The 25,008-nt window shown below is 66.4% G+C and carries 22 protein-coding genes; 7 read left to right on the forward strand and 15 right to left on the reverse strand.

The window, feature by feature from the left end; translation table 11 throughout:
* Window positions 1–87 precede the first annotated feature (87 nt).
* Both ACP693_RS04200 and ACP693_RS04205 read right to left on the reverse strand, forming a co-directional pair.
* Entirely contained in the window at window positions 88–1,836 is a 1,749-nt protein-coding gene (locus tag ACP693_RS04200) for a PAS domain-containing protein (RefSeq protein WP_426018736.1), read from the reverse strand.
* Window positions 1,837–2,273: 437 nt separating this feature from the next.
* Window positions 2,274–2,507: a hypothetical protein gene (locus ACP693_RS04205; protein WP_426018734.1), complete on the reverse strand. Its 234-nt coding sequence runs from the start codon at window positions 2,505–2,507 to the stop codon at window positions 2,274–2,276.
* 226 nt (window positions 2,508–2,733) lie between these two features.
* Here ACP693_RS04205 and ACP693_RS04210 point away from each other — a divergent pair, with 226 nt between their 5' ends.
* From ACP693_RS04210 to ACP693_RS04220, 3 genes are read left to right on the forward strand one after another with little or no spacing between them, the layout of a single operon-like run.
* Complete coding sequence (locus ACP693_RS04210) at window positions 2,734–5,229, forward strand: CHASE3 domain-containing protein (RefSeq protein ID WP_426018733.1); 2,496 nt, start codon at window positions 2,734–2,736, stop codon at window positions 5,227–5,229.
* A gap of 14 nt (window positions 5,230–5,243) precedes the next feature.
* A complete protein-coding gene (locus tag ACP693_RS04215; RefSeq protein WP_426018731.1) occupies window positions 5,244–5,627 on the forward strand; it encodes a response regulator in 384 nt (127 codons plus the stop codon).
* Window positions 5,624–5,893 (forward strand): Hpt domain-containing protein, encoded by a 270-nt coding sequence (locus ACP693_RS04220; protein WP_426018729.1) that lies wholly within the window; start codon window positions 5,624–5,626, stop codon window positions 5,891–5,893. The genes ACP693_RS04215 and ACP693_RS04220 overlap by 4 nt, the downstream gene beginning before the upstream one ends.
* Here ACP693_RS04220 and ACP693_RS04225 read toward each other — a convergent pair whose 3' ends face one another.
* The 5 genes from ACP693_RS04225 to ACP693_RS04245 form a co-directional block, all read right to left on the reverse strand.
* Window positions 5,894–6,355, reverse strand: a complete 462-nt coding sequence (locus ACP693_RS04225; RefSeq protein WP_426018727.1) for a hypothetical protein — start codon at window positions 6,353–6,355, stop codon at window positions 5,894–5,896. It abuts the gene before it with no gap.
* On the reverse strand, window positions 6,352–6,891 hold the full coding sequence (locus tag ACP693_RS04230) for a hypothetical protein (RefSeq protein ID WP_426018726.1): 540 nt from the start codon (window positions 6,889–6,891) through the stop codon (window positions 6,352–6,354). Before ACP693_RS04230 ends, ACP693_RS04225 begins: the two co-directional genes overlap by 4 nt.
* Window positions 6,888–9,605, reverse strand: coding sequence for a hypothetical protein (locus ACP693_RS04235; RefSeq protein ID WP_426018724.1), 2,718 nt, complete (start codon window positions 9,603–9,605; stop codon window positions 6,888–6,890). The genes ACP693_RS04230 and ACP693_RS04235 overlap by 4 nt, the downstream gene beginning before the upstream one ends.
* The gene (locus tag ACP693_RS04240; protein ID WP_426018723.1) at window positions 9,602–10,423 is read right to left on the reverse strand and encodes a fimbrial biogenesis chaperone; all 822 of its coding nucleotides are present in this window, start codon (window positions 10,421–10,423) and stop codon (window positions 9,602–9,604) included. Before ACP693_RS04240 ends, ACP693_RS04235 begins: the two co-directional genes overlap by 4 nt.
* Window positions 10,424–10,535: 112 nt before the next feature.
* A complete protein-coding gene (locus ACP693_RS04245; RefSeq protein ID WP_426018722.1) occupies window positions 10,536–11,063 on the reverse strand; it encodes a DUF4402 domain-containing protein in 528 nt (175 codons plus the stop codon).
* Between the two features lie 255 nt (window positions 11,064–11,318).
* Here ACP693_RS04245 and ACP693_RS04250 point away from each other — a divergent pair, with 255 nt between their 5' ends.
* Together ACP693_RS04250 and ACP693_RS04255 are read left to right on the forward strand one after the other, a co-directional pair.
* Window positions 11,319–11,948, forward strand: a complete 630-nt coding sequence (locus tag ACP693_RS04250; protein WP_426018720.1) for a LuxR C-terminal-related transcriptional regulator — start codon at window positions 11,319–11,321, stop codon at window positions 11,946–11,948.
* Between the two features lie 209 nt (window positions 11,949–12,157).
* Complete coding sequence (locus ACP693_RS04255) at window positions 12,158–14,104, forward strand: DUF3363 domain-containing protein (protein ID WP_426018718.1); 1,947 nt, start codon at window positions 12,158–12,160, stop codon at window positions 14,102–14,104.
* Here ACP693_RS04255 and ACP693_RS04260 read toward each other — a convergent pair.
* On the reverse strand, window positions 14,101–14,391 hold the full coding sequence (locus tag ACP693_RS04260) for a hypothetical protein (protein WP_426018716.1): 291 nt from the start codon (window positions 14,389–14,391) through the stop codon (window positions 14,101–14,103). The genes ACP693_RS04255 and ACP693_RS04260 overlap by 4 nt on opposite strands.
* 167 nt (window positions 14,392–14,558) lie before the next feature.
* Entirely contained in the window at window positions 14,559–15,257 is a 699-nt protein-coding gene (locus ACP693_RS04265; RefSeq protein ID WP_426018714.1) for a HEPN domain-containing protein, read from the reverse strand.
* Between the two features lie 50 nt (window positions 15,258–15,307).
* On the opposite strand from ACP693_RS04265, the gene ACP693_RS04270 reads away from it, so the two are divergent.
* Window positions 15,308–16,552: an FRG domain-containing protein gene (locus ACP693_RS04270; protein ID WP_426018712.1), complete on the forward strand. Its 1,245-nt coding sequence runs from the start codon at window positions 15,308–15,310 to the stop codon at window positions 16,550–16,552.
* Here the strand turns inward: ACP693_RS04270 and ACP693_RS04275 are convergent.
* From ACP693_RS04275 to ACP693_RS04300, 6 genes are all read right to left on the reverse strand, one after another.
* A complete protein-coding gene (locus ACP693_RS04275; RefSeq protein ID WP_426018710.1) occupies window positions 16,493–17,134 on the reverse strand; it encodes a hypothetical protein in 642 nt (213 codons plus the stop codon). The two genes, ACP693_RS04270 and ACP693_RS04275, sit on opposite strands and share 60 nt — an antisense overlap.
* Before the next feature lie 322 nt (window positions 17,135–17,456).
* Window positions 17,457–17,921 (reverse strand): hypothetical protein, encoded by a 465-nt coding sequence (locus ACP693_RS04280; protein WP_426018709.1) that lies wholly within the window; start codon window positions 17,919–17,921, stop codon window positions 17,457–17,459.
* Between the two features lie 93 nt (window positions 17,922–18,014).
* On the reverse strand, window positions 18,015–18,767 hold the full coding sequence (gene pdeM / locus ACP693_RS04285; protein ID WP_426018708.1) for a ligase-associated DNA damage response endonuclease PdeM: 753 nt from the start codon (window positions 18,765–18,767) through the stop codon (window positions 18,015–18,017).
* On the reverse strand, window positions 18,764–21,394 hold the full coding sequence (locus ACP693_RS04290; RefSeq protein WP_426019632.1) for a ligase-associated DNA damage response DEXH box helicase: 2,631 nt from the start codon (window positions 21,392–21,394) through the stop codon (window positions 18,764–18,766). The genes pdeM and ACP693_RS04290 overlap by 4 nt, the downstream gene beginning before the upstream one ends.
* Complete coding sequence (locus tag ACP693_RS04295) at window positions 21,382–21,819, reverse strand: type II toxin-antitoxin system VapC family toxin (protein ID WP_426018705.1); 438 nt, start codon at window positions 21,817–21,819, stop codon at window positions 21,382–21,384. The genes ACP693_RS04290 and ACP693_RS04295 overlap by 13 nt, the downstream gene beginning before the upstream one ends.
* The gene (locus tag ACP693_RS04300; protein ID WP_426018704.1) at window positions 21,816–22,055 is read right to left on the reverse strand and encodes a hypothetical protein; all 240 of its coding nucleotides are present in this window, start codon (window positions 22,053–22,055) and stop codon (window positions 21,816–21,818) included. Before ACP693_RS04300 ends, ACP693_RS04295 begins: the two co-directional genes overlap by 4 nt.
* Before the next feature lie 96 nt (window positions 22,056–22,151).
* On the opposite strand from ACP693_RS04300, the gene ACP693_RS04305 reads away from it, so the two are divergent.
* A complete protein-coding gene (locus tag ACP693_RS04305) occupies window positions 22,152–25,007 on the forward strand; it encodes an ATP-dependent DNA helicase (protein WP_426018702.1) in 2,856 nt (951 codons plus the stop codon).
* Window position 25,008 lies beyond the last annotated feature (1 nt).

The following is a 25,008-nucleotide window of genomic DNA, read 5'->3' on the forward strand; positions in this document are numbered from 1 at the left end:
CAGACGGAGAGGCTAATGCGACCGAGGACACAATCGTGACGCGATTGCGGTTTCCTGGATTTCGCGCAGGGGACCTACTTTTGACGCCTAGTAACGGCTCGCGGGTAGGGCTTCACGGGGGGTGAAAAGGTCTCCCGCCTGGCTGACCGACCTCATCCCGAGTTTGTCCAGCGCCTTGCCGCGATGGTAGTCGACGGTCCGAGGGCTGATGCCGAGCAGGCGCCCGATCGTCTTGGACGTACCGCCCGAGACCGCGTGTTCCAGAATCTCCCGTTCACGCGAAGATAATCGGGCCAAGGCCTGCCTGGTAGGTCTACCAGGTAGGGATAGGTCAATGTTATCATTGGAGATTCCACAATGCGCCCGAATGGCGGCGATGTGGGTCTCTTCGGTGTCGCCATAGGACAGAAGATCGACGACCCCCGAGTTGTGCAGAGCGATGACCTCACGCGGCGTCGCCAATGGATCCCCCAGTATGACCAGAGGAACGTCAGGCAGCTCGCGTCCGACGACCTCTGTCGCCTTGAGGATGTCCACGACGGTCGAGTCGGAGCAGTAGACGATCGTTTGAACACCCGTGCGTGTCCGAAGCGTTTGGTCCAGGGCGCCAGTCACATCCACCCGGACTTCATCGCTCTCTAGTGCGCGGCGCACCTGGCAACCCCGGCGCGCAGGGTCGATGAGAAGAACGGTCTTGCCGGGCTGGGTGCGAATTCGGGATTCGCCAACGAATCGCCTGATCTCCCCATCCGCCTCGATCAATGGAAAGGCGGTGTCCTCGACCGAAAGCAGACTTCCGCTGCGGTCGCGAACACGATAGGCGGCCTCGATGGACTTGCCGGTCATCAACGTCTCGACCGCCGAACGAAACGCAGGGCGATCCTCCTCAAGAACCGCAGCGAGCTGGTCGGTCCAGGCGATGACAGAGGGGCGATCTCCCGGCCAGGCGGTCTGGGTGTCAATGTTGAGAAAGCGACGGCTCCAGTCGGCGACATCGACTGTCCAGAGCAGTCGGCGCTCGGGCGCGGCGTTCTCTGCGTCCAGGACTTCCAAAGCCGCTGAATGCCATTCGAACAACTCTCCGTGCTCGTCGAACTGGGGCAGGGCGCGAATGGTGAACCAGCGATAGACGCCGCCTGCGCTGCGGAGCCGGTGCCGGCTTTCGAAGGGTTTGGCCAGGGTGACGGCGCGGCCCCAGTCGGCGATGATGCGGTCCCGTTCGGCCGGATGAAGCCAGCCTATCCAGCCATCCGTCCTCGCTTGCGGTAGGCTGACGCCCAAATAGGTCTGACATCGGTCGTTCATCCATCGGATGACCCCGCGGGTGTCCAGGCGCCACAGGAAGAGGGGGGCCAAGCTCGTCAGTGAGTCCAAAGTTGATTCCGCGGTTAAGAGACGCGCGCGCAAGCCCTTCTCCTCAGTGACGTCGCGGAGCATGCACAGTACGGCGTGCACCTTGTCGTCGCGGGCGATAGGCGTGACGGCAGCCGTGACCCAGGTCTCCCGCGCGCCCTCCGGGCGATCGATATGCAGCCGGATGTCATCGGCGGTTCCCGCGTCGCCTGTCCAAGCCGCCGCGATGGTCGCCGCCAACTGGGAAGACAGGGACGGCGCCATGTCCTCGAATACGCCCCCCTGCGAAGCTGATAGCGGCAGAAGCGCGCGACAGGCGTCGTTGAAATAGATCGACGCCTGGCTTCCGACGATGATGAGGGTTGGAAACGCCTGCCGCAGCATCGACTCGACGGAGTGGATCATCCAGTCCCGATCGACGGCCCCTGCGGCGTCCGCCGCTTGATCCGATCGGCCGAGCCCTTCGGCCATGGCATTGATCATGAGTCAGTCCTCCAGATCTGGAACTATGTTCACCGAGTCACAACTCAAGGTAAATGGACGGATCGACGGTCTTTACAGCAAAGCCAGTCTTCGCTGCTGCGCAAGCTTAGGTGTTCGCGCGCAGAGTGTGCGCGTCCGCGCATTTGTATTGGAGCTGACTTTTCCGAGATGGGACTGCAGAGCGACGCCCAGCGCTGTCGTCGCGGGATTGGCGACCGTCGCAAGCAACCTCGCAGGCTGGAGAAGCCTGATTGGTCCCGTCTTCAACTTGACTGCGATCTCGTGGGGTGCAGCGCGACGGCCGCGACGATCTGACGCGGCCGGGCGCCGTCGTTCTTCCGGCCTGCGATCCTTGAAATCGCCAGTCGGGTACATCGGTGAAGGCGAAAGGGTTCGGGGCGCGGGAGCGCCATGACCGAGCCCCGTGCTCCTGAAGACTACGGCTTCAGGCCGCCGATGACGGCGCGGCGGGAGACGCTGGCGATCTGGAAAGCCGGACGCTTCGTCAGTCTGGCGACGCCGTCGATGCCGCCGCGCGCCAAAGCGCGGCCCTTGAATGTGAGGGGCTCCGTCCAGCGTGTTCGACCCGTCCGCTCTCCGGCGGGCGGGATGCGCCGGTGATGGTCAAGGTGCAGGTCGTGCCGATGACACCGGGACGAAGAGGCGCTCATGACCCAAATCCGCCACCTCGCACGGGACGACGCTGGGGTCGAAGGCGAGCAGGGTCAGCTTTAAGCGGTGCTTGGACGAGCGTAGCAAACATAAGGCTTCTGGAGTGGCGTCAGAACCTTCTATTGTCGTGCGGCGCCGATCATGGGAGCCTGCTGCATCGTTTGGCGCAAAGAACGCGCTTCGTGATTGAGCGGGCGTCTTCGAGCCTGCATCGGAGACCTCCGCTTGCCGACCTTGAAGCGCGCCGTAATCACGAGACCCTATCAGCAAGCCCTGTTGGTCGCCTTGGCTGTCGCCGTCTTGCTGGGCCTGGCTTTCGTCGGACTAGAGCTTCGGCTTGAGTTCGATCGCGCGCGCGCATTACGAGCCGAGGTCGAGCGATCCCATGTGGCCCGCGCCCAGTTGCTGCAAATCTTCTCGTCCATGCAGGATGCCGAGACAGGCCAGCGAGGCTATGTGATCACGGGCCAAGCCAGCTATCTGGAGCCCTATAACAGCGCAGCCCGTGCGCTGGGTGCCGAACTCCCGCGCCTGAAGGCGCTCTATCGCGACAATCCTCAACAGGCGGCCAATCTGGTTTGGCTGGAGACCCTAATCGCGCGCAAACAGGCGGCGATGCGGAACGGTATCGTGGCGCACGACACCCAGGGTCGTGAGGCCGGGCTCGATGCGGTCTCCAACGGCGTGGGCAAGGCGGCAATGGACGATATTCGCGTCGCCGTCGACCGGATGGTGGCCGTCGACGCCCAGGCGCTTGCTGATGTGACGCAGCGCGCTGATGCACGCAGCCGCATGACCGAACGCCTGGTCGCAGGCGTGTTCCTGCTGCTGATTGCGGTGGTCGCGTCGAGCGGTTTTCTGGTCTGGCGTTATGTCCGGACACGTCGCGTCTTGCTGGACGCAGTTCAGGCGACGGCCGCCCGTCAGACAGCCATCTTCGACAGCGCCATCGACGCCATTCTGACGTTGAATCCCAGCGGCAGCATCGAAACGCTGAACACGGCGGCGACGCGCATGTTCGGCTGGACCGCGCCTGAACTGGGGCGTCGCGATGTTTCGGTCTTGATGGACTTGGGCGGCGATGGAGAAACAGCTTTCCTGACCCGGATCGGCGCCAATCGCGAAGATTTCGAACAGGGCGTCGTGCGTGAACTCACCGCCCGGCGTCGCGACGGCACGACCTTCCCCGTGGATGTGGCCTTGAGCCCGATGACTCTGCCGACGGGCGTGCATCTGGTGGCGGTGATCCGCGACATTTCAGAGCGCCGTCGCGTGGAGGAGATGAAGCAGCAGTTCGTTTCTACCGTCAGTCACGAGCTGAGGACGCCCCTGACCTCGATTGCGGGGTCTTTGGGTTTGCTGGTCGGGGGGGCGGGCGGCGTGCTGCCTGAGAAGGCGGGTCGGTTGATCGGCATCGCCCATTCCAACAGCCAGCGGCTGATTCGACTTATCAACGACATCCTGGATGTGGAGAAGATCGAGTCGGGTCAGATGACGCTGGATCTGGTGTCGCTGGACCTGCGCGACATTGCTCTGGTCTCACTGGACAGCGTGCGGGGCCTCGCCGACAGTCTGGGGGTCAGCCTGACGTTAAGCGAGGGGGCCGAGGCGCCGGTCAGCGGCGACGCCGATCGGCTGGTGCAGGTGGTGGTCAATCTGCTGTCCAATGCGGCCAAGTTCTCGCCCTCGGGCGGGGTGGTTGAAGTCAGCGTCGTGCCCGAGGCGCGGATTGCGCGGCTGAGCGTGCGCGACCACGGGCCGGGCATTCCCGACGAATTCCGCGCGCGCATTTTCAACAAGTTCGCCCAGGCCGACGGGTCTGACACCCGCCAGCGCGGCGGAACCGGGCTGGGCCTGGCTATCGCCCGCGAGATTGCGGAACGGCACGGAGGGCGGCTGTGGTTTGAATCCGCGCCGGGCGAGGGGGCGACCTTCCATCTGGACCTGCCGTTGGCCATCGGGGTTTCCGATACGGCGCCCGGAACCGGCCCGAGACTGCTGATCGTCGAGGATGATCCCGACGCTGCCGAGGTGCTGCGCGTCATGCTGGAGCAGGACGGGTTCGAGGCCCATGTGGTCGCCACAGCGCGCGGGGCGCTCGACGTGGTTCGGCAGGAGCGCTACGCGGCCGTTCTGGTCGATCTGCAACTGCCCGATGCGGACGGGATCGGTCTGATCCGCGCGTTGCGGGGCCATGCGGCGACACGGGATCTGCCGGTCGTCGTGGTGTCGGCGGACGTGGCGCGCGGCAAGGCGCGTGGACGGTCGTTGGAGGTGCTGGACTGGCTGGAGAAGCCGTTCGATCAGAGCCGGTTGAGGTCGGCAGTCGCTTCGATCCTGGATCGGCTGGAGACGCGACGGCCCTCGATCCTTCATGTGGACGACGACCCGGATATCCTCCAGGTGACGGCTTCGACCCTGGCGGGGGTGGCCGAAATGTCGGGCGCGGGCAGCCTGGCCGATGCGCGCCGCGCCTTGGCGATCGCGCGTCCCGATCTGGTGATCCTGGATCTCGGCCTGCCAGACGGGTCGGGTCTGGAGCTTCTGAAAGAGTTGGGAGACGATGCAGGCGGATCGATTCCGGTCGTCGTCTATTCGGCTCAAGAGATGGACGCCGCGCTGGGTCAAAGGGTCGAAGCCGTGCTGGTGAAGTCGCGCACCTCGCTGGCGCACCTGGCCCGCACGGTGCGGCGTCTCACCCACAAGGACGTTCGCAACTGAACATTGGAGCCGCCATGCCGATCACCCTGATGCACGTTGACGACGAGCCGGACATCCGCGAGGTGGCGGCCATGGCGCTGGAGCTCGATCCCGAGATCAGCCTGACCAGCATGGCGTCCGGCGAAGCCGCGCTGGAGCAGCTGTCGGCGGGCGCACGTCCTGACGTCATCCTTCTGGATGTCATGATGCCGCAGATGGATGGACCTGGCGTGCTGTCGGCGTTGCGTCGGATCGAGGGGCTGGGCGAGACGCCTGTCATCTTCATGACGGCGCGCGCACAGTCCGGCGAGATCGATCGTTTCAAGACCCTGGGGGCGATCGGCGTCATCACCAAGCCGTTCGACCCAATGACCCTGGCCAGTCAGGTCCGGGATCTTCTGGCCGAAGCCCGCGCTTGACCGTCGATCCTCTGGCCGAGTTGCGCGACCGTTTTCGCAAGAAGGCGAAAGAAGAGGCGTCGGCCATCCGTCTGGCCTGGGCAAGAGGCGCGGAAGGGTTTCAGGACGTCGAACATCTGGCCCACGGGCTCGCGGGCGCCGCGGGCATCTTCGGCTTCGTCGACGTCGGAGCGGCGGCCCTGGCGGTGGATGGGCGTTTCGCCGCAGGTGAGGTTCCCCGCGAGGATGAGATCGACGCCCTGGTGGCCGCTATCGACGGAATCTAACTATTCGTAGTCGATGGTCAGGGGCAGGGCGGTCAGGACGGCGCCATCCGAAGCTAGCCCCTGCTGTCGCAGCCGACCCGTGATGCGCAACAGATCGCGACCGTCCGCATCCATGTGGGACACGCGCACGGTCGAGACATCGCCAGTATTGACGCTCCAGATCTGGACATCCTCCACGATCGACATCCCCTGATCGGAGGTCAGGGTTTCCGGCACGCGGATGCGATAGACCCGCCCGGGATCACCGCGGACCATCACGACCGACGGCGCATCGGGGCGGCTCGCATCAGACACGACCGATAGCGACGCCGACAAGGTGTCCGGCTGAATCGACCTGACGTGGACGGCCGCGACGCTCAGGCTGCGCTGCACCTCCAGCGAGCCCCGCGCTGTCTGGGCGAAGGCCGGCGCCGCGACCTGAGGGGCGATCAGTGATGCGATCAAGGCGAGACGAGCGATCATTGAACCAGGTCTACGGTGACGATGTAGTCGTAGCTGTGGTTTCCGCTCGCGGCGTTGGCGGCCAGGGTGACATCCATGCCCAGCCGCAGGGTGGCGCTGCCCAGCAGGCCCAGCGGATTCAGGTCGAACATCAGACTGGCTCCTTCGGATGGCGCAGAACCGCTGCGATAGCTGGCGCCCGACAGTGATGCGACGCGCAGTTTCGATATGGTCGCGGGTCCTGACCCGGTGACCGGCGTGATCGTGACCCGCACATAGCGCAGGGCGCACAGGCCCGACAGGTTCAGCAGACCACAGTTGATGGTCAGGGTGGGCGTTGTCACCGACGCACTGGACAGGCGGATGGCGTTGCCGGAGACGCGGGTCACGGTTCCCGTGGCCGAGATGCTGAACACCGTGGTCGCATTGCCCCGGATCGTCGTGCCCAAGGCGGGCGCGGTGGCGGGCGATCGCGTGACCGTCGCCTGAGCATGAGCGCCTTGGGCCGCCGCCAGCAGTGCGCCGATCGCGACCAGGGCGGCCAGGACACGATTCATGGCTGACCATCCTGGCCCAGGCGCACACGCACCTGGCCGCCGCGAACAAAGCCGCCGTCAGCCGGCACAAACAGGGTCACCGGCGCCGCCAGGCTCATGCCCTGCGTTCGGGCCTGATCCGTCTGGAGGCGTAGGACATAGGCGCCGGGCGGGACGCCTTCGAAAAACAGGATGCCGGCGTGGTCGCTGCGCGCCCGGATTGCTTGGCCGCCGCGTTCTGCGACCAGCTCGACGTCCAGCGCCGCCAGCGGACGCGAGACGCCATCCTCGCGTATGAACAGGGCGGTCAGTTCGACCTCGGCGCTGCGCGCCATAGGCCGGTCAATGACGAGGGTCCGGCCGGCGCGGGGCACGATCTCGATCACGCCGGCGCCGCCGACCAGGAAGGGATCGTCGATCGCCTCGTCGTTCAGGCGAATACGCGCGACGGCGGCGTCCCCGAGGCCGGTGGCGAAGACGCGACCCGCCTCGTCGGTCACCTCGGCGCCGGCAGGCGTGTCCACGACCAGGCCGCCGACGCCCTGTTCGTCCGTTTGGCGCAGGCCGTCGCCGTTGGCGTCGATCCAGGCGTTGACCGCTACGGCTCCACCACCGGCTACGCCGGGTCGGGTCATCTCGTAGCGACGCTCAAGCGGATCATAACCGAAGCCGAAGCCCAGTTGCAGACCGATGCGCCAGTCCTTGCGCTCGGTCTCATAGGCGACGTTCAGCGCCAGATCGAAACGCCGCGCGCGCCACAGGTTCGAGGCCTGGAAGCTGGTCGCCGGCCGGGGGCCGATGGCGCGCACGACGCCGAGGCGCAGGGCGTTGGCGTCACTGATTTGCCAGTCCACGGTCGCATAGGCGGTATCGACGCCCGGATCCGGCGACAGTTCGTACGACACGCCCGCACGCGCCTGCAGCCGGGCCGAGATCAGGGTGGTGACATCGCTGGCGCCCAGCCAGCGACGGCGGCTGGCCAAGGCGGTCTTTTCAGCCTCATAGACGACGCTGCTGGAGGCGTAATAGCGCCCTATGGGGGCCGAGGCCCGCAGTTCGGCATTGGTCGTCAGACTATCGTCCGCGCGCTGAAGCCGGCGCACGTTGAACGACAGCGGCACGGCCAGTCCTCGGGGGCCCGATACCTGACCGTCCAGCCGCAGGTCGGTGGCGCGGGCCAGCGGCGCCTGGTCGCTGACGCCCAACTGTCGAGTCTCGTCGATAAAGTCGCCGGCATATTCCGAATGGCGGCCGACGATAGAGACGCCAAACGGCCGCGCCGCTGCGCCCAGGGTGACGCCCCGCCCGCCCTGATCGTCGAAGGCCGCGTCGACCTGGGCAGCCACGGCGCCCAGGGATCCGCGTAGGCCGAGACTGCCCAGGGTGCGGGTCGCCTGACCCTGGGGCCGATAGCGGGCGGCTCCGGCGCTCAGCGTCAGGCCGGGGGACAGCCCATAGTCGGCCAAGGCCACCAGGCGCGTGGCTCCGGCCTCGGCCATCATCGGGGTCTCCCCGCCGCTGACATCGAAGACCGTCAGCCCCTGTTCGGCCGCGCCGAGCCGCAGGACGAACCGGCCGGCCTCGACCTGGCCCGTTCCGAAGTTGATGCGGCGCACGACCTCGCGCCGCTGACCTTGGGATCCGTAGAAGACCAGGCGCAGCGTGTTCAGTCCAAACGCCAGAGGCACATCCAGAAATTCATAGCGCCCCTGCACCGGCGAGGTTTGGGCGCGCTGCAGCACCTCGTTGACATACAGTTCGACATCCTCGCCCAGCGCCAGTTCACCGCGCAGGTTCAACGGCGTGGCCAGGTCCAGATTCTCCAGCGGCGCGGACGTATAATAGAGGCCGCGTCCCGCATAGCTCGCGGCGCCGATGGCCATGGACGGGGTGAAGATGTCGCCCACGCCGGCCCGCGTACCGCCCAGCGGCCCGAGCGCGCGGCCGTAGGGATCCTTGCGGCTGAGGGTTACGCGAACATCGCTTATGCGGCCGTCGTCATCGGACCCGGCATAGGCCTCAAGTCCAGCATGCAGCAGGTCGCCGGCGGCGCGGATATCATAGCGGCTGGCCTGATCGATCCCGTCACGCGCCAGCTGGCCGCCGATGTTGACGTCGAAAGACGGTGCGGTGAACAGGCGATAAGGCGTCGCCAGCCGCGTCCCTTCGTCCTGCGGAGCGCCCACGGCGCCGGCGCGGCGCTGCTCGCGTTCGGCCCGTTGCTGAAACGGCAGGGCCTCGGTCGCCGTCAGGGCCAGAACCTGGGCGCTGGCATCGGCCTTGATCCGAACCGGCAGCAGTTGTTCCAGCAGATCTGCGCGGACATAGAGGTCGCCGTCGTAGATGGCGGCCTGGTCCGTGCTGAAGGGGATGATGCGCCCCTGAACCGTCGCCTGGCGTGTCGCCAGATCGACGACCAGGCGCCGGTCAGGCGATAGCACCCAGCCCTCGGCCCGGCGTTGGCCGGGGAACACGCCGACGGCCAGCTCCAGCACGCGCGAGAACTCGCCCAGAGGCACAAAGACGCCCGAACGGGAGGCGTACACATTCATCGACTCAGCCAGTTGCAGGTCGCCGGCGCGCACCTCCATCCAAAGCAGGTCGTCGGCGCTGAAAGGTTGGGGATCGGCGGCGATCACCAGATTGCGCACCAGGGTTTGGGCGAACGCGTCCGACGAGCCCATGGCGGCGGCGAGCGCAACCGCGGCTGCGCCGGCTGAGCGGGCGGTGATCACGGAGCAACGAGGGTCGTCATCGCCAGGACCTCGCCCTTGTGCGTGTCGTCGTCGCGATAGATGACCGTCAAGACTTGGCCTGCGCCAATCACGGCCGGAAGCGCGGCGACCATCGTACGTCGGGCGACCTCGGGATAGACGGCTACGCCGCGCACGGCAGTGATGATCTTGGCGTCGGCGCCTTGACCCGACAGGATTTCGACATCGCCATAGACAGAGCTGGCGCCCAGCCGAACCAGGTCGAGCGACAGCAGGCGCGCCTCTCCCTCCTGCACGATGGCGGGGTTCTCGATCGCTGCGCGTGCGTCGGCAGGACCGTCGCGCACGATGACGGGAATGCTGACGCTGAACAGGGCCACGACCTGCAACGACACCTCGCCGCCGCCCGGCTGTGTCGCCTGCTGGACGGTGAAGCCGGTGTCTTCTGACGGCAAGGCGGTCACGGTCAGGTGGGTGCGGTATTCGCCAGCGTCCGCGCCGGGGCGGGCCCGCACGCGGATGGCCTGGCTTTCGCGCGGCTGCAAGGTGATGCGACGCGGCGTGTATTGAACCAGGTCGTCGGCCGAGTTGACGGCGATTTCCGGCCGGTCGGCGGCGGCGACGATCTGGCCGTCGGCGAGCATGATCCGGTCCACCGTCTCGACCGTGTAGGTGGCTTCGCTATCGCCCTGATTGAAAATATAGACCGTGGCGCTGCGCTCTCCGGGACCGAACACGACGCGCTTGGGCGAGATGTTCAGATCCGCCCCGACCTGCGCCTCTGCAGACCCCACAAGCAGCAGGAGCGCGAACGCAGGGATCAGGAATCGCAGGCTCATGGTGAAGGCCGTATGCAACAGGGACGCGAAACGATGGCCCCAAGACCCTATCGTGGGGTTAATGGGGCCAGCCGTCTCGCCCTCCTGATGCAGTGGAAACATCCGCCTAGCCTCAGTTGTAGGCGGCCGAGACAGTGAACGTCCCGGTGTAGGCGCCGGTGGTCGTGGTCGAGGCGACCGGAACGGATCCACCCACCGTGAAGGCCAGCGAACCGGCCGACCCAAGGGCGTTCGACAAGGTCTGGCTGGCGGCCGAACCCGTCAGGCTGTTCGAGGTGGTGACGACCAGGGTGTCGGTGCCGTTGGCCATCGAGAAGGAGGCCGGGACGGTGACCGAGACCGACTGGCCGCCTTCGCCGGCGACCGTGAAGGCGGCAGCGGCCGGGGCGTCGCCCGAGCTCAGGCCAACCACGCCGCCGGTGACGGAGCGGGCGCCGGCGGCGCTGATCACGGCCGTGCCTGAACCCGTCGCCGGGCGAACCACGGTGCCGAACTTCAGGTCGGCGGTCTTGGTAAGCGTCAGGGGGCGGATCACGGTGATCGAACCCGAACCGGTGGTCGATGCGCTCTGGGCCAGGGCGGGGGCGGCGACAGCGGTCAGGGCGAGGACGGCGGCGGCGGTCAGCGACTTGATGAACATGGAACTCTCCAACTTTTTTCGGGGTGCGTCACGGAGGGTTCCGCGGCGGCGTTGGAGAGCCAAATCATCCCGATTTCATCCGGGGTCTACAAGCGGTGCGTGAAAAACGGGCGAAATCGAACCAAAGTTATAGGTTTTGGCCGTTGTTTCCGGTCAGCGAGCGGGCGAACTCAAGGGAATGCGAAGACGCCGAGCTTTCTGGCGGGGTTGGATTGATTTTAAGCGACGGGTAACAATCACGGGGTGTAATGACCCATGCGCTGGATCGTCTTGATCGTTGATGACCACCCATTGGTGGGGCAGGCTTTGGAGTTGTCGATCCGGGCGGCCTACCCGCATTTGGACGTCGGCCGTGTGACGTCCGCCGCTGAAGCTGAACAATACGCCCGATTGTATGGTCCCCGGGTGAAGCTGGTGATGTTGGACTTGCTGCTGCCCGACGCCGACGGCTTCAGCGCGCTGTTGCGGATTCAGCAACTGCTGCCTGACAGCGCCGTGGCGATCGTCTCATCGCGCGCCGACTTGCATTCGATCAGCATGGCCCGGGCCTTCGGTGTTCAGGGCTATTTGTCCAAGGCTGCTCCGGTCGAGACCTTGGTGAACGGCGTGGGCGCCCTGTTGCGCGGCGAAGAACTGTTCCCGCACGACGCACAGGCCGACGAGACCGTGATCGACTTCCACAAGCGCGTGGCCCGTCTCTCGGCAGCCCAATTGCGGGTGCTGCGCGCCCTATCCGACGGCAAGCTGAACAAGGAAATCGCCGGAGAGATGAACCTGACGGAAGGCACGGTCAAACAACATGTGTCGGCCATTTTGAAGAAGCTGGAAGTCAATAATCGCAGCCAGGCCATCCTGGCCGCAGCCCCCTTCATTCGAACCTTGTAGCGGGTCGGATGACGCGCCTGGACTGAGCGGACGGACGCGCAGCTGAGCCGCGAGGTGAGCCCTCGTCCGTCAATCATGAGCAACCATGAGCGTCGAGAGGCACAGCGACAGGGTGGCAGGGCAAGATAAAATCCGGCCTGCGATCCTTGGAACTCGCCGGCCGGGTACATCGGTAAAGGCGAAGGGTTTCGGGGACGCGGGAGCCCGCCATGACCGAACCGAGAGAACCTGAAGACTACGGCCTCAAACCGCCGATGACGGCGCGGCGGGAAACTCCGCCGACCTGGACCGTCGGGCGGCTGGTCAGCCGGGCGACGCCGTCGATGCCGCCGCGCGCGAGAGCGCGGCATTTCTCTTCGAAGGGTTCAGTGCAGCGTGTCCGACCGGTGCGGTCGGCGGCGGGCGGCATGCGTCGGGTGATCGTCAAGGTGCGGGTCGTGCCGATGACGCCGGGGGCCAAGAGGGCGCTGATGACCCATGTCCGCTATGTGGCCCGCGAGGGGGCTGGCGCGAAGGGCGAGCCGGGTCGTTTCTTCGATGCGCGCGAAGACGCAGTGGAGGCGTCCGGGTTCGCACGGCGTTGCGAAGGAGACCGGCACCACTTCCGGATCATCGTCAATCCGGAGGACGGGCGCGAGTTGCCCGACCTCAAGGCTTTCACCCGCCGGTTCATGGATCAGGTCTCTACCGACATGGGCACGCCGCTCGAATGGGTGGCGAGCGCCCACTACGACACCGGACGACCGCATCTGCATATCCTGCTGCGGGGCAAGCGCGACGACGGCCGGGATCTGGTCATCCCCCGCGACTACGTCAGCCACGGGCTACGTCAGCGGTCCCAGCAACTGGCGACCGAAATCCTTGGGCCGAGGCAGGAGCGGGCGGGTTCAGAGAAGGACGTCACGGCGGACCGGTTCACCCGCATGGACCAGACCCTGATCGGCGAAGTCCGCGACGGGCGGCTGAGCCTGGAAAGTCTGCCAGAGGCGCAACGAACCGATGCGCTACGACGGCTGGTCCATCTGGAGACGCGGGGCTGGGTCGCGCGCGAGGGGCCTGAGATGTGGAACGTCCCCGCCGATCTACGCGAGACCCTGCAGCGGGTCGGGGAGCGCGAAGCGAGAGAGGCGGCGGCCGCCAAGGCGATCTGGGGCGGCCGGTGGGGCGGGCAGATGGAGCGGCTTCAGCCGCTGGAGATCAAGGCGGGCGAGAGCGTCGTCGGCGCCTATGCCGGGGTGCAGCCTATCGGCCCCTATGGAAACGGACCGCAGGCCCTGGTGATGGAGACGATGGATGGACGGTTTGGCCATGTGCGGCTGCCGTCGCTGGACAGCGCCCTGATCCTGGACCGCGTGCCGGAGCGGGCGATCGTCGAGGTGCGGGGCAAGGCGCGACCAGAGCGGGCGTCGGACCGAACGATCATTGAGATCGCCGGCGAGCGTGGCGGGATTTATTCAGCGAAGGAGCACCAGGCCGCACGACCGGGAGACAGTCCGGCGTTTATCGAGCGGCATGTGCGGCGGCTGGAAGCGATGAGCCGTGAGGGGGCGTGCCAGAGTCTTGGCGAAGGCCTGTTCGCCATTCCGTCTGACTATCTGGCGAAAGCCTCGGCGGCGGACCATGCGCGTCATGGCGCAGTCGATCTGGAGGTGCGGGTGCTGGACGTTCGACCGCTGGAGCTGCAGCCGCAGGCCAGAGGCGTGACCTGGCTCGACAAGGTCGCCGGCGGATTGGCGAAGGGACCGGAGGCGGGGGCGCTGGCCGACGAGGCGAAGGCGCTAGGGCTTCAACGGGCTGAGGTGCTGAAAAGCTGGGGCATCGGCTCAGGCGCGCCGATGGGGCTCGGCGAGGGGGAAAGGCGGCAGCTCTGGACCCTGGAGCTGGAGGGCCAGATGGAACGGCTCGGACAGGCCGGCAAGCCGTTGGTCAGGGCCCAGGAGGGGCAGAGGTTCTCCGGCGTCTATCTGGACCGGGCCCATATGGGCGGTCGGACCTATGCGGTGATCGAGAGCAAGGCCGCCGTGACCCTGGCGTCGTGGCGGCCGGCGCTGGAGGCCTGTCGGGGACAGGCGCTCACCGGGGTGCTGCAGGGCGGTCAGGTGGACTTCCGCTTCGGTCAGCAGCAACGCAGCAAAGGGCTCGGCCTGGAGCTCTAGAGCGGCGGCGACTGGTCCACCTCTTGGGGCCAGCCGCCTTGCCGGCGCGGCTGGCTCGACGAGGAGCGCAGGCCGGTTAGCTGGCTCCGGGCCCATTCGTGCAGTTTGCTTCTCGGATAGTATGGCGTGCGGCCGAGGTGGGTGCAGGGCGGACCGTCGGATCTGGTGCAGAAGATCTTGGCGAGGGTGGAGGGCGCGCGGCGGATGCCTAAGGTCGCAAGTTCGCGCGAAGCCTCCTTGCGGTTCAGCAGAACGTCTTCGGTCTCTTCGGGGAAATGACGGGTCATTGAGGGTGCTCCTTGGTGAAGGTCCTCAAGCGACGCACTTATCCCCAGCTCGTCAATCCCGCCGAAAAGGCCGGTCACGGAAGGGTTGTTTCAAGGCTTTTCACGGCGTTTCATTTTCACATTCCGTCAAGCGAATGTGATCGAGCGATGTCGCAAACACCCACAGATCAGGCGGTGGCGGCCTTGGACTTCAGCTCCGAGATGCGGGTCTGGCAGAGGTCGGCAACGATATCGCGCAGATGGCCGGCGCGGGTCATCAGCCACTCCAGATCCTCTGCCGAGGCGTCGTACTGGTCGCTGTAGCGGGCTTCGACATAGGCGCGTTTCAGCAGCTCGAACCGGCGACGGTCGAAGCGGTGCTCACGGGGCCAGGCCTCCACTAGGCCGGTGTTCACGTCCTCGGCCAGCGAACGGAGGAATTTGATGTTGTGAGAGCGCGGAAAATAAAAAGTGTGAACCAAGAGGAAGCAGGCGTAGGCGCGCTCCACCGCTTGGTGGAGGTTGAACGCTGCATCTCTCCGCCAGCCTAGTTCAGCGTTTTTCGCCAGTTGTTCAGCAGCCGTTTCTAAAGAACGAGCGACACTGATTGACCATTGCTCGAAATGGCGCTCCGCCATCTCTGCCGCCGCTTGGGCCGTCATTGGCTGCGGCGTCGCGAAGGGATGGCCGGGAATCTCGTAGAGGGCGATGCCGTCGCGAACGATGTCGGTCCAGAAGTACTCGCCGCGCCGCAGGGCGTCGTTCACCTCCTGAAGGTCGTGGACGATCAGGTTCACAGTGCGGCCGATGGTCGGGTCGCGAAGGATTTGGTCTTCGGAGTTCCACCAGTAGTCGGCGATGTTGGTCAGCTTCTCGTGGTTGACCACGATCGACCTCTACCGTTTCGCGGTGCACGGCCGGCGGAAGGGAGGTGGACTTGGAGAAATTGAAGTCGTTTTGGTCGTGGGCCCGAAACTCTCCGGAGATGGTCCCTTACCTCCAGTCCGACGATCAGATTCTTGCAGCAGTCCAGCACCATGGCATTGCCGCTACGCCACTCATTGATTTGACCCGGGAGCCGGCGGTCGCCGGTTGGTTCGCCACAGAGGATGTGGGCGCGGCTGAGTACGGGGCAATCTATCTGCTCGACCACGATCGTCTGTCGAGCTTCTTCGAGGTGATGTCCGCCGGCAGGTTGCAGTTCCGGTTTCTCGAGATCGATGTTGCCAATCTGTGGCGCCTTCAGGCTCAGGCCGGGCTCTTCCTGGAGGGCAATGCGGATCTTGAAAGGTTTTGGCCGGTCGACCGGATCGTCTTTCTACAGACGGGCGCTATCTCCCCGATCAGCCGCGGCGAGATTTATCCGGCTCGGGAGAGCCATCTGGAGCAGATGATCCGCCTCCATGCGGTGCTGGATGAGCGGAGCCGGCGGTTCCAGACGCTTATCGACGACCCGGCGTCGCCGTTGAAGGTCTACCATGTGCAGGCCGAGCCTGCTGCTGCGCCTGCCGAGAGTGCGCCGCCCAGCGAAATCTGGGCGGCCGGTCCCGACGAGCGATGGAATGCCGTGGACCTGTCGCAGGCTGACGTCAAATTGGCTTTGAGCACGCTTGAGAGCGACGGGAATGCCGTCGTTGATCTGATCGAGCGGCGTCGGCGTTGCACTGATCTTCTGAACGTCACTGTAGATGGCGAGGTTGTGCCTGGCCGCTTCCAGCGTCTGTTGGATGCGCTCTGGACCGGCATGCGGCCCTATCCCTACACCGCCCAGGAAATCGCCCAGGCAGTATCCGCCTTGGCCCGCTTCGACGGCTTCTTCCGCCAATTTAACCTCAATGCTGGCAAGGGGACGTTCGAGCTTGCACATGCCCATCTTGGGTCGCCTCTCGAGATCGAGATGGGTCTGTTCGGAGGCGGTTCCACACGATGCTGCGTCAGCGGTGCGCGTCTCCTTGCGGCCTTTACAGACGCTGGCCGTAGAGTGTTGCGCTTGCCCGACAATGCGACCGTTGAACATATGAAAGCCGCGCTCATCGTTGCTCAGGGCGTGCGGATGGGGCTTTTCGACGAGGAGCGTTTCAGGTGCCTGCTGGTCGATGAGATCATCCCCTGGCAGGTCCTCTCAGAACGCGATCCCACCATCTATGCCGCCAGCCAGATCGAGGTTCTTTGTCTCCCCTGATCCTGGGAAGGTGGCCGAGCCGTTTGCCTGCTTGGCTTCGCCGCAACGTAGGCGCTCAGCCGAAGAGTACGTCTTCCCACACAGTGGTAATCCCGCGAAGGACTGACGTAAGCGAGCGCTGGCCGGAGCGCGCGAGTATCCATACCTGTTCACCACCGCCGAACTTGCCTTCGCCATAACGATCAACGCCATATCCCCGAGAGACCACGGGACTTGTCCCGCCTCTTCGACTTGCCTCGGCAGCCGGTAAGTCAGAACAGCATGCTGCAGAGAGTCGGCAGCATCTCCCAGGATGGTGAGGTCAACGGCACCTTTGGCTTGGAGAAACTCTCGCACCTTAGCCACCGACGACTCGAAGTCCGGCAGTCCTTTTGAGGGTCGTTTTGCAACTATATCAGCGAAATGGTGCAGATAGATTGCCGCCGCGCCACCTAATCGAAGCGCCCTAAACCGCGCCTTCTGGATCCGGTCCTCATCGGCCGCTTGGGTGGCAGCAGTAAGCTCAGCTTCGGCTTCCACATACTCGCCGACTCCGGCGGCCACTATCTCTTTGAAATGCTCTCGAGCATCCAGTTGTGTCACCGTGTCCTCCGTATCTCGAAGAAGTCACGCTGAGGTCACAAGCGCAATGGTCCAGAATCGGCGAGCATGTCCGGGCTTGGGTTGGATGATAGTGTCCGCTTCTGGCGCCAAGCAGACCTCCTTAGACGACTTTTCTCGCCCACTCTGGTAAGCTCCTGGACAGGCTGGAAATCGCTCGCGATTGCTGGCGCCGTGGTGACCAAATGGTGACCACGGGCTTCTTCCGCCTCATGATGAAGCGGTATTCATCAATGTCCTCAGGGGCTTATTGCGACGGATTAGGCGGTTTCAGCTTCCTCTACTGGGACATCGAGCTGGAGCCCTAAAGGCGCTGGACGGCGTTCACGGGGGACGGGCCTGTCGAGGCGCGGCGGCGGCGCAGGCGGCGGTCCAGACGGTCGATTTCGGTCAGGGTCAGGTCGGGATGGCGGCGGAACGACTGGCGCAGCTGTTCGATACGCCCAGGCGCCCAGGCGGCCGTGACACCGGCGGCGCCGGCTAGAAAGTCGATGATGGAGACGCTGCGGCCAGTCAGGGCCTGCAGCAGTTCGACGCCGAAGGCGGCGGCGATGACATAGAGTGCCAGGTCGTCGCGGCGCTGGCTGGGTGCGATCAGGAACAGGCCGCTGGCCACGGCGTAGAAGGCGATGACGTGGGCGGCCTTGTCATTCAGGCCGAAGACCTGCTCCAGCCCCTGGAACGGTCCCAGCATCAGGACGGCCATGCCTAGGGCCGCCATGGCGAAGCCGAGGCGGGCGGCCATGACGATGCGGCGGGGCGTGAGCATGAGGCGGGCGTCCGTAAAACTGATCCACCGTCATCCTGCATCGCCGTCCGCCAAGATGCGGTGAAGCGACGTGCTGAACGGTTTACGAACGCCCTATCGCAGCACGTCCCAGGCCAGGGCGTGGACCCGGTCCCGTCCCAAGGCGGCGGCCAGGGGCGGGGCGGCGAACAGATCGGCGATGGCCGGATCGCGCGCGTTCAATCCGCCGGTGAAGGCGCCGAAGGCCGGAAGGACGATGCGCGATCCGTCCGTGACGAAACACGGCCGCCGCACGCCGCGTCCATAGGCGGCGACGCGCGCGGCGGGATGCAGGTGTCCCGCGACCTCCCCGCGCCGGTCGTCGTCGGCGGTCAGCGGTTCCGGCTCATGCGTCAGGCGAAGCGGGCCCAGGGCCATGTCGCCGATGACCCGACCGGGCAGGCGGGCCGCTGTGTCTGCATCCCGAGCGAGCGCCTCGCGGTCATGATTGCCCTCCAGCCACAGCCAGTCGCGCCCCGCCGCCAGCCTGTCCAGCCGCGCGCGGTCGTCGGCGGCCATACGGGAAATGGCCTTCGTGTCATGGAAACTGTCGCCCAACAACACGACCATGGCCGGGTCCAGTTCGGCGATCTCGGCCTCCAGCCTGTCCAGCGTGGCGCGGCTGTCATAGGGCGGCAGCAGCTGGCCGCGCACGGCGAAGGCGGACCCCTTTTCCAGATGCAGATCCGCGACGATCAGGGCGCCGTAGGCCGGAACCCACATCGCCCCGGAACAGCGCAGCACGCAGGCCTCGCCCGCGATCCGCACGCTCAGTGAACCGCAGGTCTTGCGGGCGGGTGAAAGGGTCTGGCGCAAGGCGGCGTTCATGCGGCCTCGCCGGGTTCGGCGTCGTCCATGACCTCTGCGATCAGCAGTTCGGCGCTCTCGTCCAGGATCATCTCGGCGGCGTCCCCGCCCACGCGCTCGCGCCCGATCTGGACCAGCACCGGCACGCAGAATGGCGAGGGCCGCGTCAGGGGCTGATGCCGGATCCGGCCCTCGATCCGCGTCAGCATCTGGCCCAGCCGCGCCACGTCGAGCAGGCCCGAGGCGGCGTCGGCGCGGGCGGTCTTGAGCAGCAGATGGTCGGGTTGGTGGCGGCGCAGCACGTCGTAGATCAGGTCGGTGGAAAAGGTCACCTGGCGGCCGGTCTTCTCGGCGCCCGGCTGGCGGCGTTCGATCAAGCCCGAGATCAGGGCGCAATTGCGGAAGGACCGCTTCATCATGAAGCTTTCCTCCAGCCAGGCCTCCAGATCGTCGCCCAGCATGTCGGACTGGAACAGGGCGTCCAGGTCGATCCCGTCCATCGGCTTGATCGACCAGATGGCCAGCGAATAGTCGGTGACGACGAATCCCAGAGGCCCGACGCCCATCCGGTCCAGCCGCCGCGTCAGCAGCATGCACAGGGTGGTGTGGGCCAGATTGCCCTCGAACGGATAGGCGACCAGGAAATGCCGACTGCCGCGCGGGAAGGTCTCGACCAGCATGGATTCTGCATTGGGAATGACCGAACGGGTCTCCTGAAGCTCCAGCCATTCCTGCACGTCGGGCGGCAGGACGCGCCAGTGGTCGCGGTCGTGGATCATCGTCCGCACCCGGTCGGCCAGCGACGTCGACAGCGGGAACTTCGACCCGCCCCAGGACGGGATCTTGGGATCCTTGTCGTTGGCGTGGGTGACCAGGGCGTCAGTCCCCGTGATGCCCTGGAACGCCCAGACCTGGCCGGCGAACAGAAAGGTGTCGCCGGGCGTCAGCTGTTCGAAATACCACTCTTCGGCCTCGCCCACCTTGCGCCCGCCGATCAGCTGGCGCGACGCCCCGCCCCGGCGGCTGGCGACACGCACGTTCAGGGTGCCGGCCGAGACGATGGCCCCGACGTTCATGCGGTGGCGCTGGGCGATGTGCTGGTTGCGGACTTTCCAGCGGCCGTCTTGCGTGCGCACGATCCGCGCGAACCGGTCGTAGGTGCGCAGGGCGTATCCGCCGGTGGCGACGAAATCGACCACCTCCTCGAACTGCTCCCACGTCAGGTCGCGATAGGGGCCGCAGCCGACGATCTCGTCATACAGGGCCTGCATGTCAAAGGCCCCGGAACAGGCGACGCCCATGATATGCTGGGCCAGGGTGTCCAGGGTGCCGATGTGAATCGGCTCCCAGTCGAAGGCGTTGTCGGCCACCGCCTCGCGCGCCGCCTGGCATTCCAGCATCTCGAACCGGCTGGCGGGCACCAGAAGGGCGCGCGAGGGCTCGTCCAGCCGGTGATTGGCGCGGCCGATCCGCTGGACCAGGCGGCTCGATCCTTTCGGCGCCGCCATCTGGATGACCAGGTCCACGTCGCCCCAGTCGATGCCGAGATCCAGCGTCGAGGTGCAGACCACGGCTCGCAAGTCGCCCCGCGCCATCGCCGCCTCGATCTTGCGCCGCTGTTCGGCTGCCAACGAGCCGTGGTGCAGGCCGATGGGCAGGTTCTCGTCGTTGATCGCCCAGAGCTGCTGGAACACGAACTCCGACTGCCAGCGGGTGTTGACGAAGATCAGCGCCAGGGTCGAACGCTGGATGGCGGCGTAGACTTCCGGGATGGCGTGCTGGCCCGTGTGGCCCGCCCAAGGCACCTTGCCCTCGGAGATCAGGACGTCGATCGCGGCGGGCGCGCCGGGATCGCCGCCGACCAAGATCACCCCTTCTCCCCTTGCGGGAGAAGGGGGGCCCGAAGGGCTCGGATGAGGGGTCGGTTCGGCCTCAGAAACTGATGAGGTTTGGCCGCGGAGCAACCCCTCATCCGTCTCGCTCCGCGAGCTTCGTTCTCCCTCAAGGGGAGAAGGAAGTCGCGGCGCCAGCCACCCCCGGATCAGGTCCGGATCTTCGATGGTCGCGCTCAGCCCCACCCGCCGCATCCCCGGCGAAAAGCTCTGCAACCGCCCCAGCCCCAGCGACAGCAGGTCGCCTCGCTTGCCGCTCCAGATCGCATGCACCTCGTCCAGCACCACGCATTTCAGATCGGCGAAATAGCCCCTTGCCCCCTCCCAGGCGCAGAACAGGGCCAACTGCTCGGGCGTGGTCAGCAGGATGTCGGGCGGAAAGTCGCGCTGACGCTGGCGCTTGGATTGCTTCGTGTCGCCCGTCCGCGTCTCGACATAGATGTTCAGCCCGATCTCCCGGATCGGGGTCATCAGATTGCGCTCGACATCGGTGGTCAGGGCCTTCAACGGCGACAGATACAGGGTATGCACCCCCGACCCCGGCCCGGTCGCCGGCCTGGGTCCACGCTCCGCCAGTTCGATCAGACTGGGCAAAAACCCCGCCAGCGTCTTGCCCCCGCCGGTCGGCGCGACCAGCAAGGCGTGCCTGCCCGCTTCACCCGCCGCGATCATCTCCAGCTGATGCCGCCGAGGAGACCAGCCGCGCGACGCGAACCAGTCGGCGAAAAGAGGGGGAAGGGTCGTCACACGCTCCACGGCGAGAGCAGACGACAACCGCTGTGTTCAAAATGGCGAATGTTGCGTGTGACCAGGGTCAGATCGTTGGCGAGCGCGGTCGCCGCGATCAATTCGTCGATCAGCCCCACGCTAATCCCACTTACTTTGTAGCGCTCGGCCAGTATGGCCCACTGTTCTGCGACTGCGAGATCCACGGCGAGAAGCCGGTCACTGTAGTCGTCGACCATCTCCGCGATCCTTCGTTCGATCACCTCGCGTCTCGGACCGGGCGCCAGCTTCATTGCGCCACGCCGCATCTCCCCCAGAGACAGGACGCTGATGTATAAGGTGTCGTCGAGTTCTTCCGGCAGCGAGACGACCGTATCCAGCCAATCGAGAAAGCCCTCATTGGGTCGGGACTTTAGCGTTTCGCTGATCGCATTGGTGTCGAGCAGATACTTCAAAAAGAGAAGTCTCGGCTGGGTCGCGGATCGCGCTCAATCTCGACGTCGTCAAGCCGGGGACCGGTCAGCAGCCACTCCTTGAAGGTGGGCTTGCGTTCGTTCAATCGCCGGAATTCCGCCTCGGCGATCAAGGTCACGCGGCCGTGCCCGGCGACCTCCACCGTCTGCGGGCCTTCGACCTCGATCTTGGCGGCCATGGCGACCAGCCAGTCCGTGGGATCAATCGGTTTGTTCACGGCGATCTCCTTGTTCAATCGACATATATAACTGTGTGGCGGTCGAAACCAGATGTTCCCGTTCCGTTTCAGCCGCGAGGTCGCTATCTATCGGTCGTGTCCGACGAATCCGTCATCGCTGAAACCCGCCTGACCGGCGCCGAGCCGTGGGCAGAGTTGCCCCCGGCGCTCGCCACGCCGCCCGGAGCAGGGGCGGTGTGCGACGAGGCGGGTGCGAGGAAGATCGGGCGGGGGGCGGCCGAGGGGTTCTTCAGCGCCGGGCCGGTCATGGTGGCCCATGCCTCGCTGACGGCGCGGCGGCTGGGTCTGACGCCGCCGCCGAGGTCGCCCGAGCTGATGGATGTGCTGGAGCTGTACGCCTTCGTGCGGCCGGCGCGGTTCTGCGCGCCGTCGCCCACGGGCCTGGCTCTGTCGTTGGGGATGGCCGAGCCCAAGTCGGCCGAGGCGCAGGCGGCGGCCCTGCGCGAGGCGGCGGGGCTGTTGCTGCGCGAACTGGCCGAGCCGGCCTATCCCGAGCGTGAGGCCGCCTATGTCCTGGCGCTGACGATGCAGCGGGCCGGCTGGGCCTGGGGCGAGCGCGTCGTTCAGGCGTTGGAGGCGGGCGGCGTGCGGGCGCGCCAGCATCGTGGGTCGGGGCTGGACGTCTGGTCGCGCCTGACAGAGTGGGAGGACGAGGCGCCGCGCGGCGAGGCGGGGTCGGCCCCGGTCGATTCCGAGAGCGCGCGCATCCGGCTGGAGAAACTGCTTCAGGCCTCGGGCTTGGACGAGACCCGCCCGACCCAGTCGGACTACGCCGCCGAGGCCGCCTTCGCCTTTTCGCCGCGCAATGAAGAAGGGCGGCCCCGCGTGCTGCTGGCCGAGGCGGGGACCGGCACGGGCAAGACTCTGGGCTATCTGGCGCCCGCCTCCCTGTGGGCCGAGCGGAACCAGGGGGCGGCCTGGATATCGACCTATACCCGCGCCCTGCAACGTCAGATCGACCGCGAGAGCCATTCGCTGTGGCCCGATCCGGCCGAGCGCAAGAAGAAGGCGGTGATCCGAAAAGGGCGCGAGAACTACCTGTGCGTCCTGAACCTGCAGGACATGGTCCAGGCGGCCCAACTGGGGAACGGCGACCTGATCGGCCTGGCGCTGGCCGGGCGATGGGCCCTGCATACGCGCGACGGCGACATGACCGGCGGGGACTTTCCCGGCTGGCTGCCCGGCCTGTTCGCCATGCCGGCGGCCCATGCGGCGGGGGCGGCGAATCTGGTGGATCGGCGGGGCGAATGCGTCCACGCCGCCTGTCCCCACTATCGCAGCTGTTTCGTCGAAAAGACCATTCGCGCCAGCCGCCGTGCGGACCTGGTCATCGCCAACCACGCCCTGGTCCTGACCCAGGCGGCGTTCGACGGGGCGCGGTCGGCGCGGGGCCAGAAACAGGACGGCGAGACGGCGGCGCTGAAACGCATCGTCTTCGACGAGGGCCACCATCTGTTCGACGCCGCCGACAGCGCCTTTTCCGCCTGTCTGTCGGGCCAGGAGGCGGCCGAGCTGCGCCGCTGGATCCGGGGGCCGGAGGGGCGGGGGCGTCGCGGGCGCGGGCTGGAACAGCGGCTGGGCGACATGGTCGGGGACAATGAGGCGGCGCTGAAGGCGCTTCAGGACGCCATCCGCGCCTCGGCCGCGCTTCCGGGCGAAGGCGTATCGGGCCGCGTGGCCCCGGCCTCGGGAGAGGTCAATCCCATCGGCCCAATCGAGGCCTTCCTCGCTGCTGCGCTGGACCAACTTCGGGCCCGCACGGCCGAGACCAATACCTACGGCGGCCCCGAGTTCGGCATGGAGTGCGCGCTGAAGCCTGTGACCGATCCGGTGGCCGAGACCGCCCGCGCGGCGGCCCAGGCCCTGGCCGCGCTGGAGGCGCCGCTGTTGGCCCTGTCGCGCCATCTGGAGGACATTCTGGATGACGAGGCGGCCGAGCTGGACGGCTCGCAACGGTCACGGATCGAGGGGGCGCTGCGCGGTCTGGACCGGCGCGCGCGCATGACCCTGCCGGGCTGGCGGTCCATGCTGGCGGCGCTGGAGGATGGGGGCGATCAGCCCGATCCCGACTTCGTCGACTGGCTGTCGGCCGAGACGGCGTTCGGCCGCATCCACGACGTGGCCCTGCGTCGCCACTGGATCGACCCGACCGTGCCGCTTGAGGCCGCCGTGATCGTGCCGTCGCACGGGGTGCTGGTGACCTCGGCGACCCTGTCCGATCCGATGCAGGAGGACCCGTTCGACCTGGCGCGGATGCGGACCGGATCGGCCCGTCTGATCGATCCGCCGCGCACCCTGAAGGTCGAAAGCCCGTTCGACTATGCGGCCAACAGCCGGGTCATCGTCGTCAACGACCTGGTCAAGGACGACCCGCGCCAGACGGCGGCGGCGATGCGCGAACTGTTTCTGGCGGCCGGGGGCGGGGGGCTGGGTCTGTTCACCGCCATCCGCCGGCTGAAAGCGGTCTATGAACGGCTGGGTCCGGACCTGGCGAAATCCGGCGTGCCTCTGTATGCCCAGCACGTCGATCCGCTGGAGGTCGGGGCCCTGGTGGACATGTTCCGGGTCGAGGAGAACTCATGCCTGCTGGGCACCGACGCGGTGCGCGACGGGGTGGACGTGCCGGGCCGGTCCCTGCGGGTGCTGGCCTTCGACCGCGTACCCTGGCCGCGCCCGGACCTGCTGCACAAGGCGCGGCGCGAGCGGCTGGGGGGCAAGGGCTATGACGACGCCCTGGCCCGCGCCCGCATCGCCCAGGCCTTCGGCCGGCTGATCCGGCGCGGCGATGACAAGGGGGTCTTCCTGATGCTGGACGCCGCCACGCCGACACGCCTGTTCGCCAGCCTGCCGCCGGGCACCGAGGTCCAACGCATGGGCCTGGCCGATGCGGTGGAACTGACCCGCAGCTTCCTGAACCCCGAGACGACCTGAG

It is taken from the genome of Brevundimonas sp. TWP1-3, assembly GCF_049896085.1.
Classification (GTDB): Bacteria; Pseudomonadota; Alphaproteobacteria; order Caulobacterales; family Caulobacteraceae; genus Brevundimonas.

What these genes read in the sequence shown, in the direction of transcription:
- ACP693_RS04200 (WP_426018736.1), bottom strand. Translation starts at nt 1,836, where the DNA reads ATGATCAATGCCATGGCCGAAGGGCTCGGCCGATCGGATCAAGCGGCG.
- ACP693_RS04205 (WP_426018734.1), bottom strand. Translation starts at nt 2,507, where the DNA reads ATGAGCGCCTCTTCGTCCCGGTGTCATCGGCACGACCTGCACCTTGAC.
- ACP693_RS04215 (WP_426018731.1), top strand. Translation starts at nt 5,244, where the DNA reads ATGCCGATCACCCTGATGCACGTTGACGACGAGCCGGACATCCGCGAG.
- ACP693_RS04225 (WP_426018727.1), bottom strand. Translation starts at nt 6,355, where the DNA reads ATGATCGCTCGTCTCGCCTTGATCGCATCACTGATCGCCCCTCAGGTC.
- ACP693_RS04230 (WP_426018726.1), bottom strand. Translation starts at nt 6,891, where the DNA reads ATGAATCGTGTCCTGGCCGCCCTGGTCGCGATCGGCGCACTGCTGGCG.
- ACP693_RS04240 (WP_426018723.1), bottom strand. Translation starts at nt 10,423, where the DNA reads ATGAGCCTGCGATTCCTGATCCCTGCGTTCGCGCTCCTGCTGCTTGTG.
- ACP693_RS04245 (WP_426018722.1), bottom strand. Translation starts at nt 11,063, where the DNA reads ATGTTCATCAAGTCGCTGACCGCCGCCGCCGTCCTCGCCCTGACCGCT.
- ACP693_RS04250 (WP_426018720.1), top strand. Translation starts at nt 11,319, where the DNA reads ATGCGCTGGATCGTCTTGATCGTTGATGACCACCCATTGGTGGGGCAG.
- ACP693_RS04255 (WP_426018718.1), top strand. Translation starts at nt 12,158, where the DNA reads ATGACCGAACCGAGAGAACCTGAAGACTACGGCCTCAAACCGCCGATG.
- ACP693_RS04260 (WP_426018716.1), bottom strand. Translation starts at nt 14,391, where the DNA reads ATGACCCGTCATTTCCCCGAAGAGACCGAAGACGTTCTGCTGAACCGC.
- ACP693_RS04280 (WP_426018709.1), bottom strand. Translation starts at nt 17,921, where the DNA reads ATGCTCACGCCCCGCCGCATCGTCATGGCCGCCCGCCTCGGCTTCGCC.
- pdeM (WP_426018708.1), bottom strand. Translation starts at nt 18,767, where the DNA reads ATGAACGCCGCCTTGCGCCAGACCCTTTCACCCGCCCGCAAGACCTGC.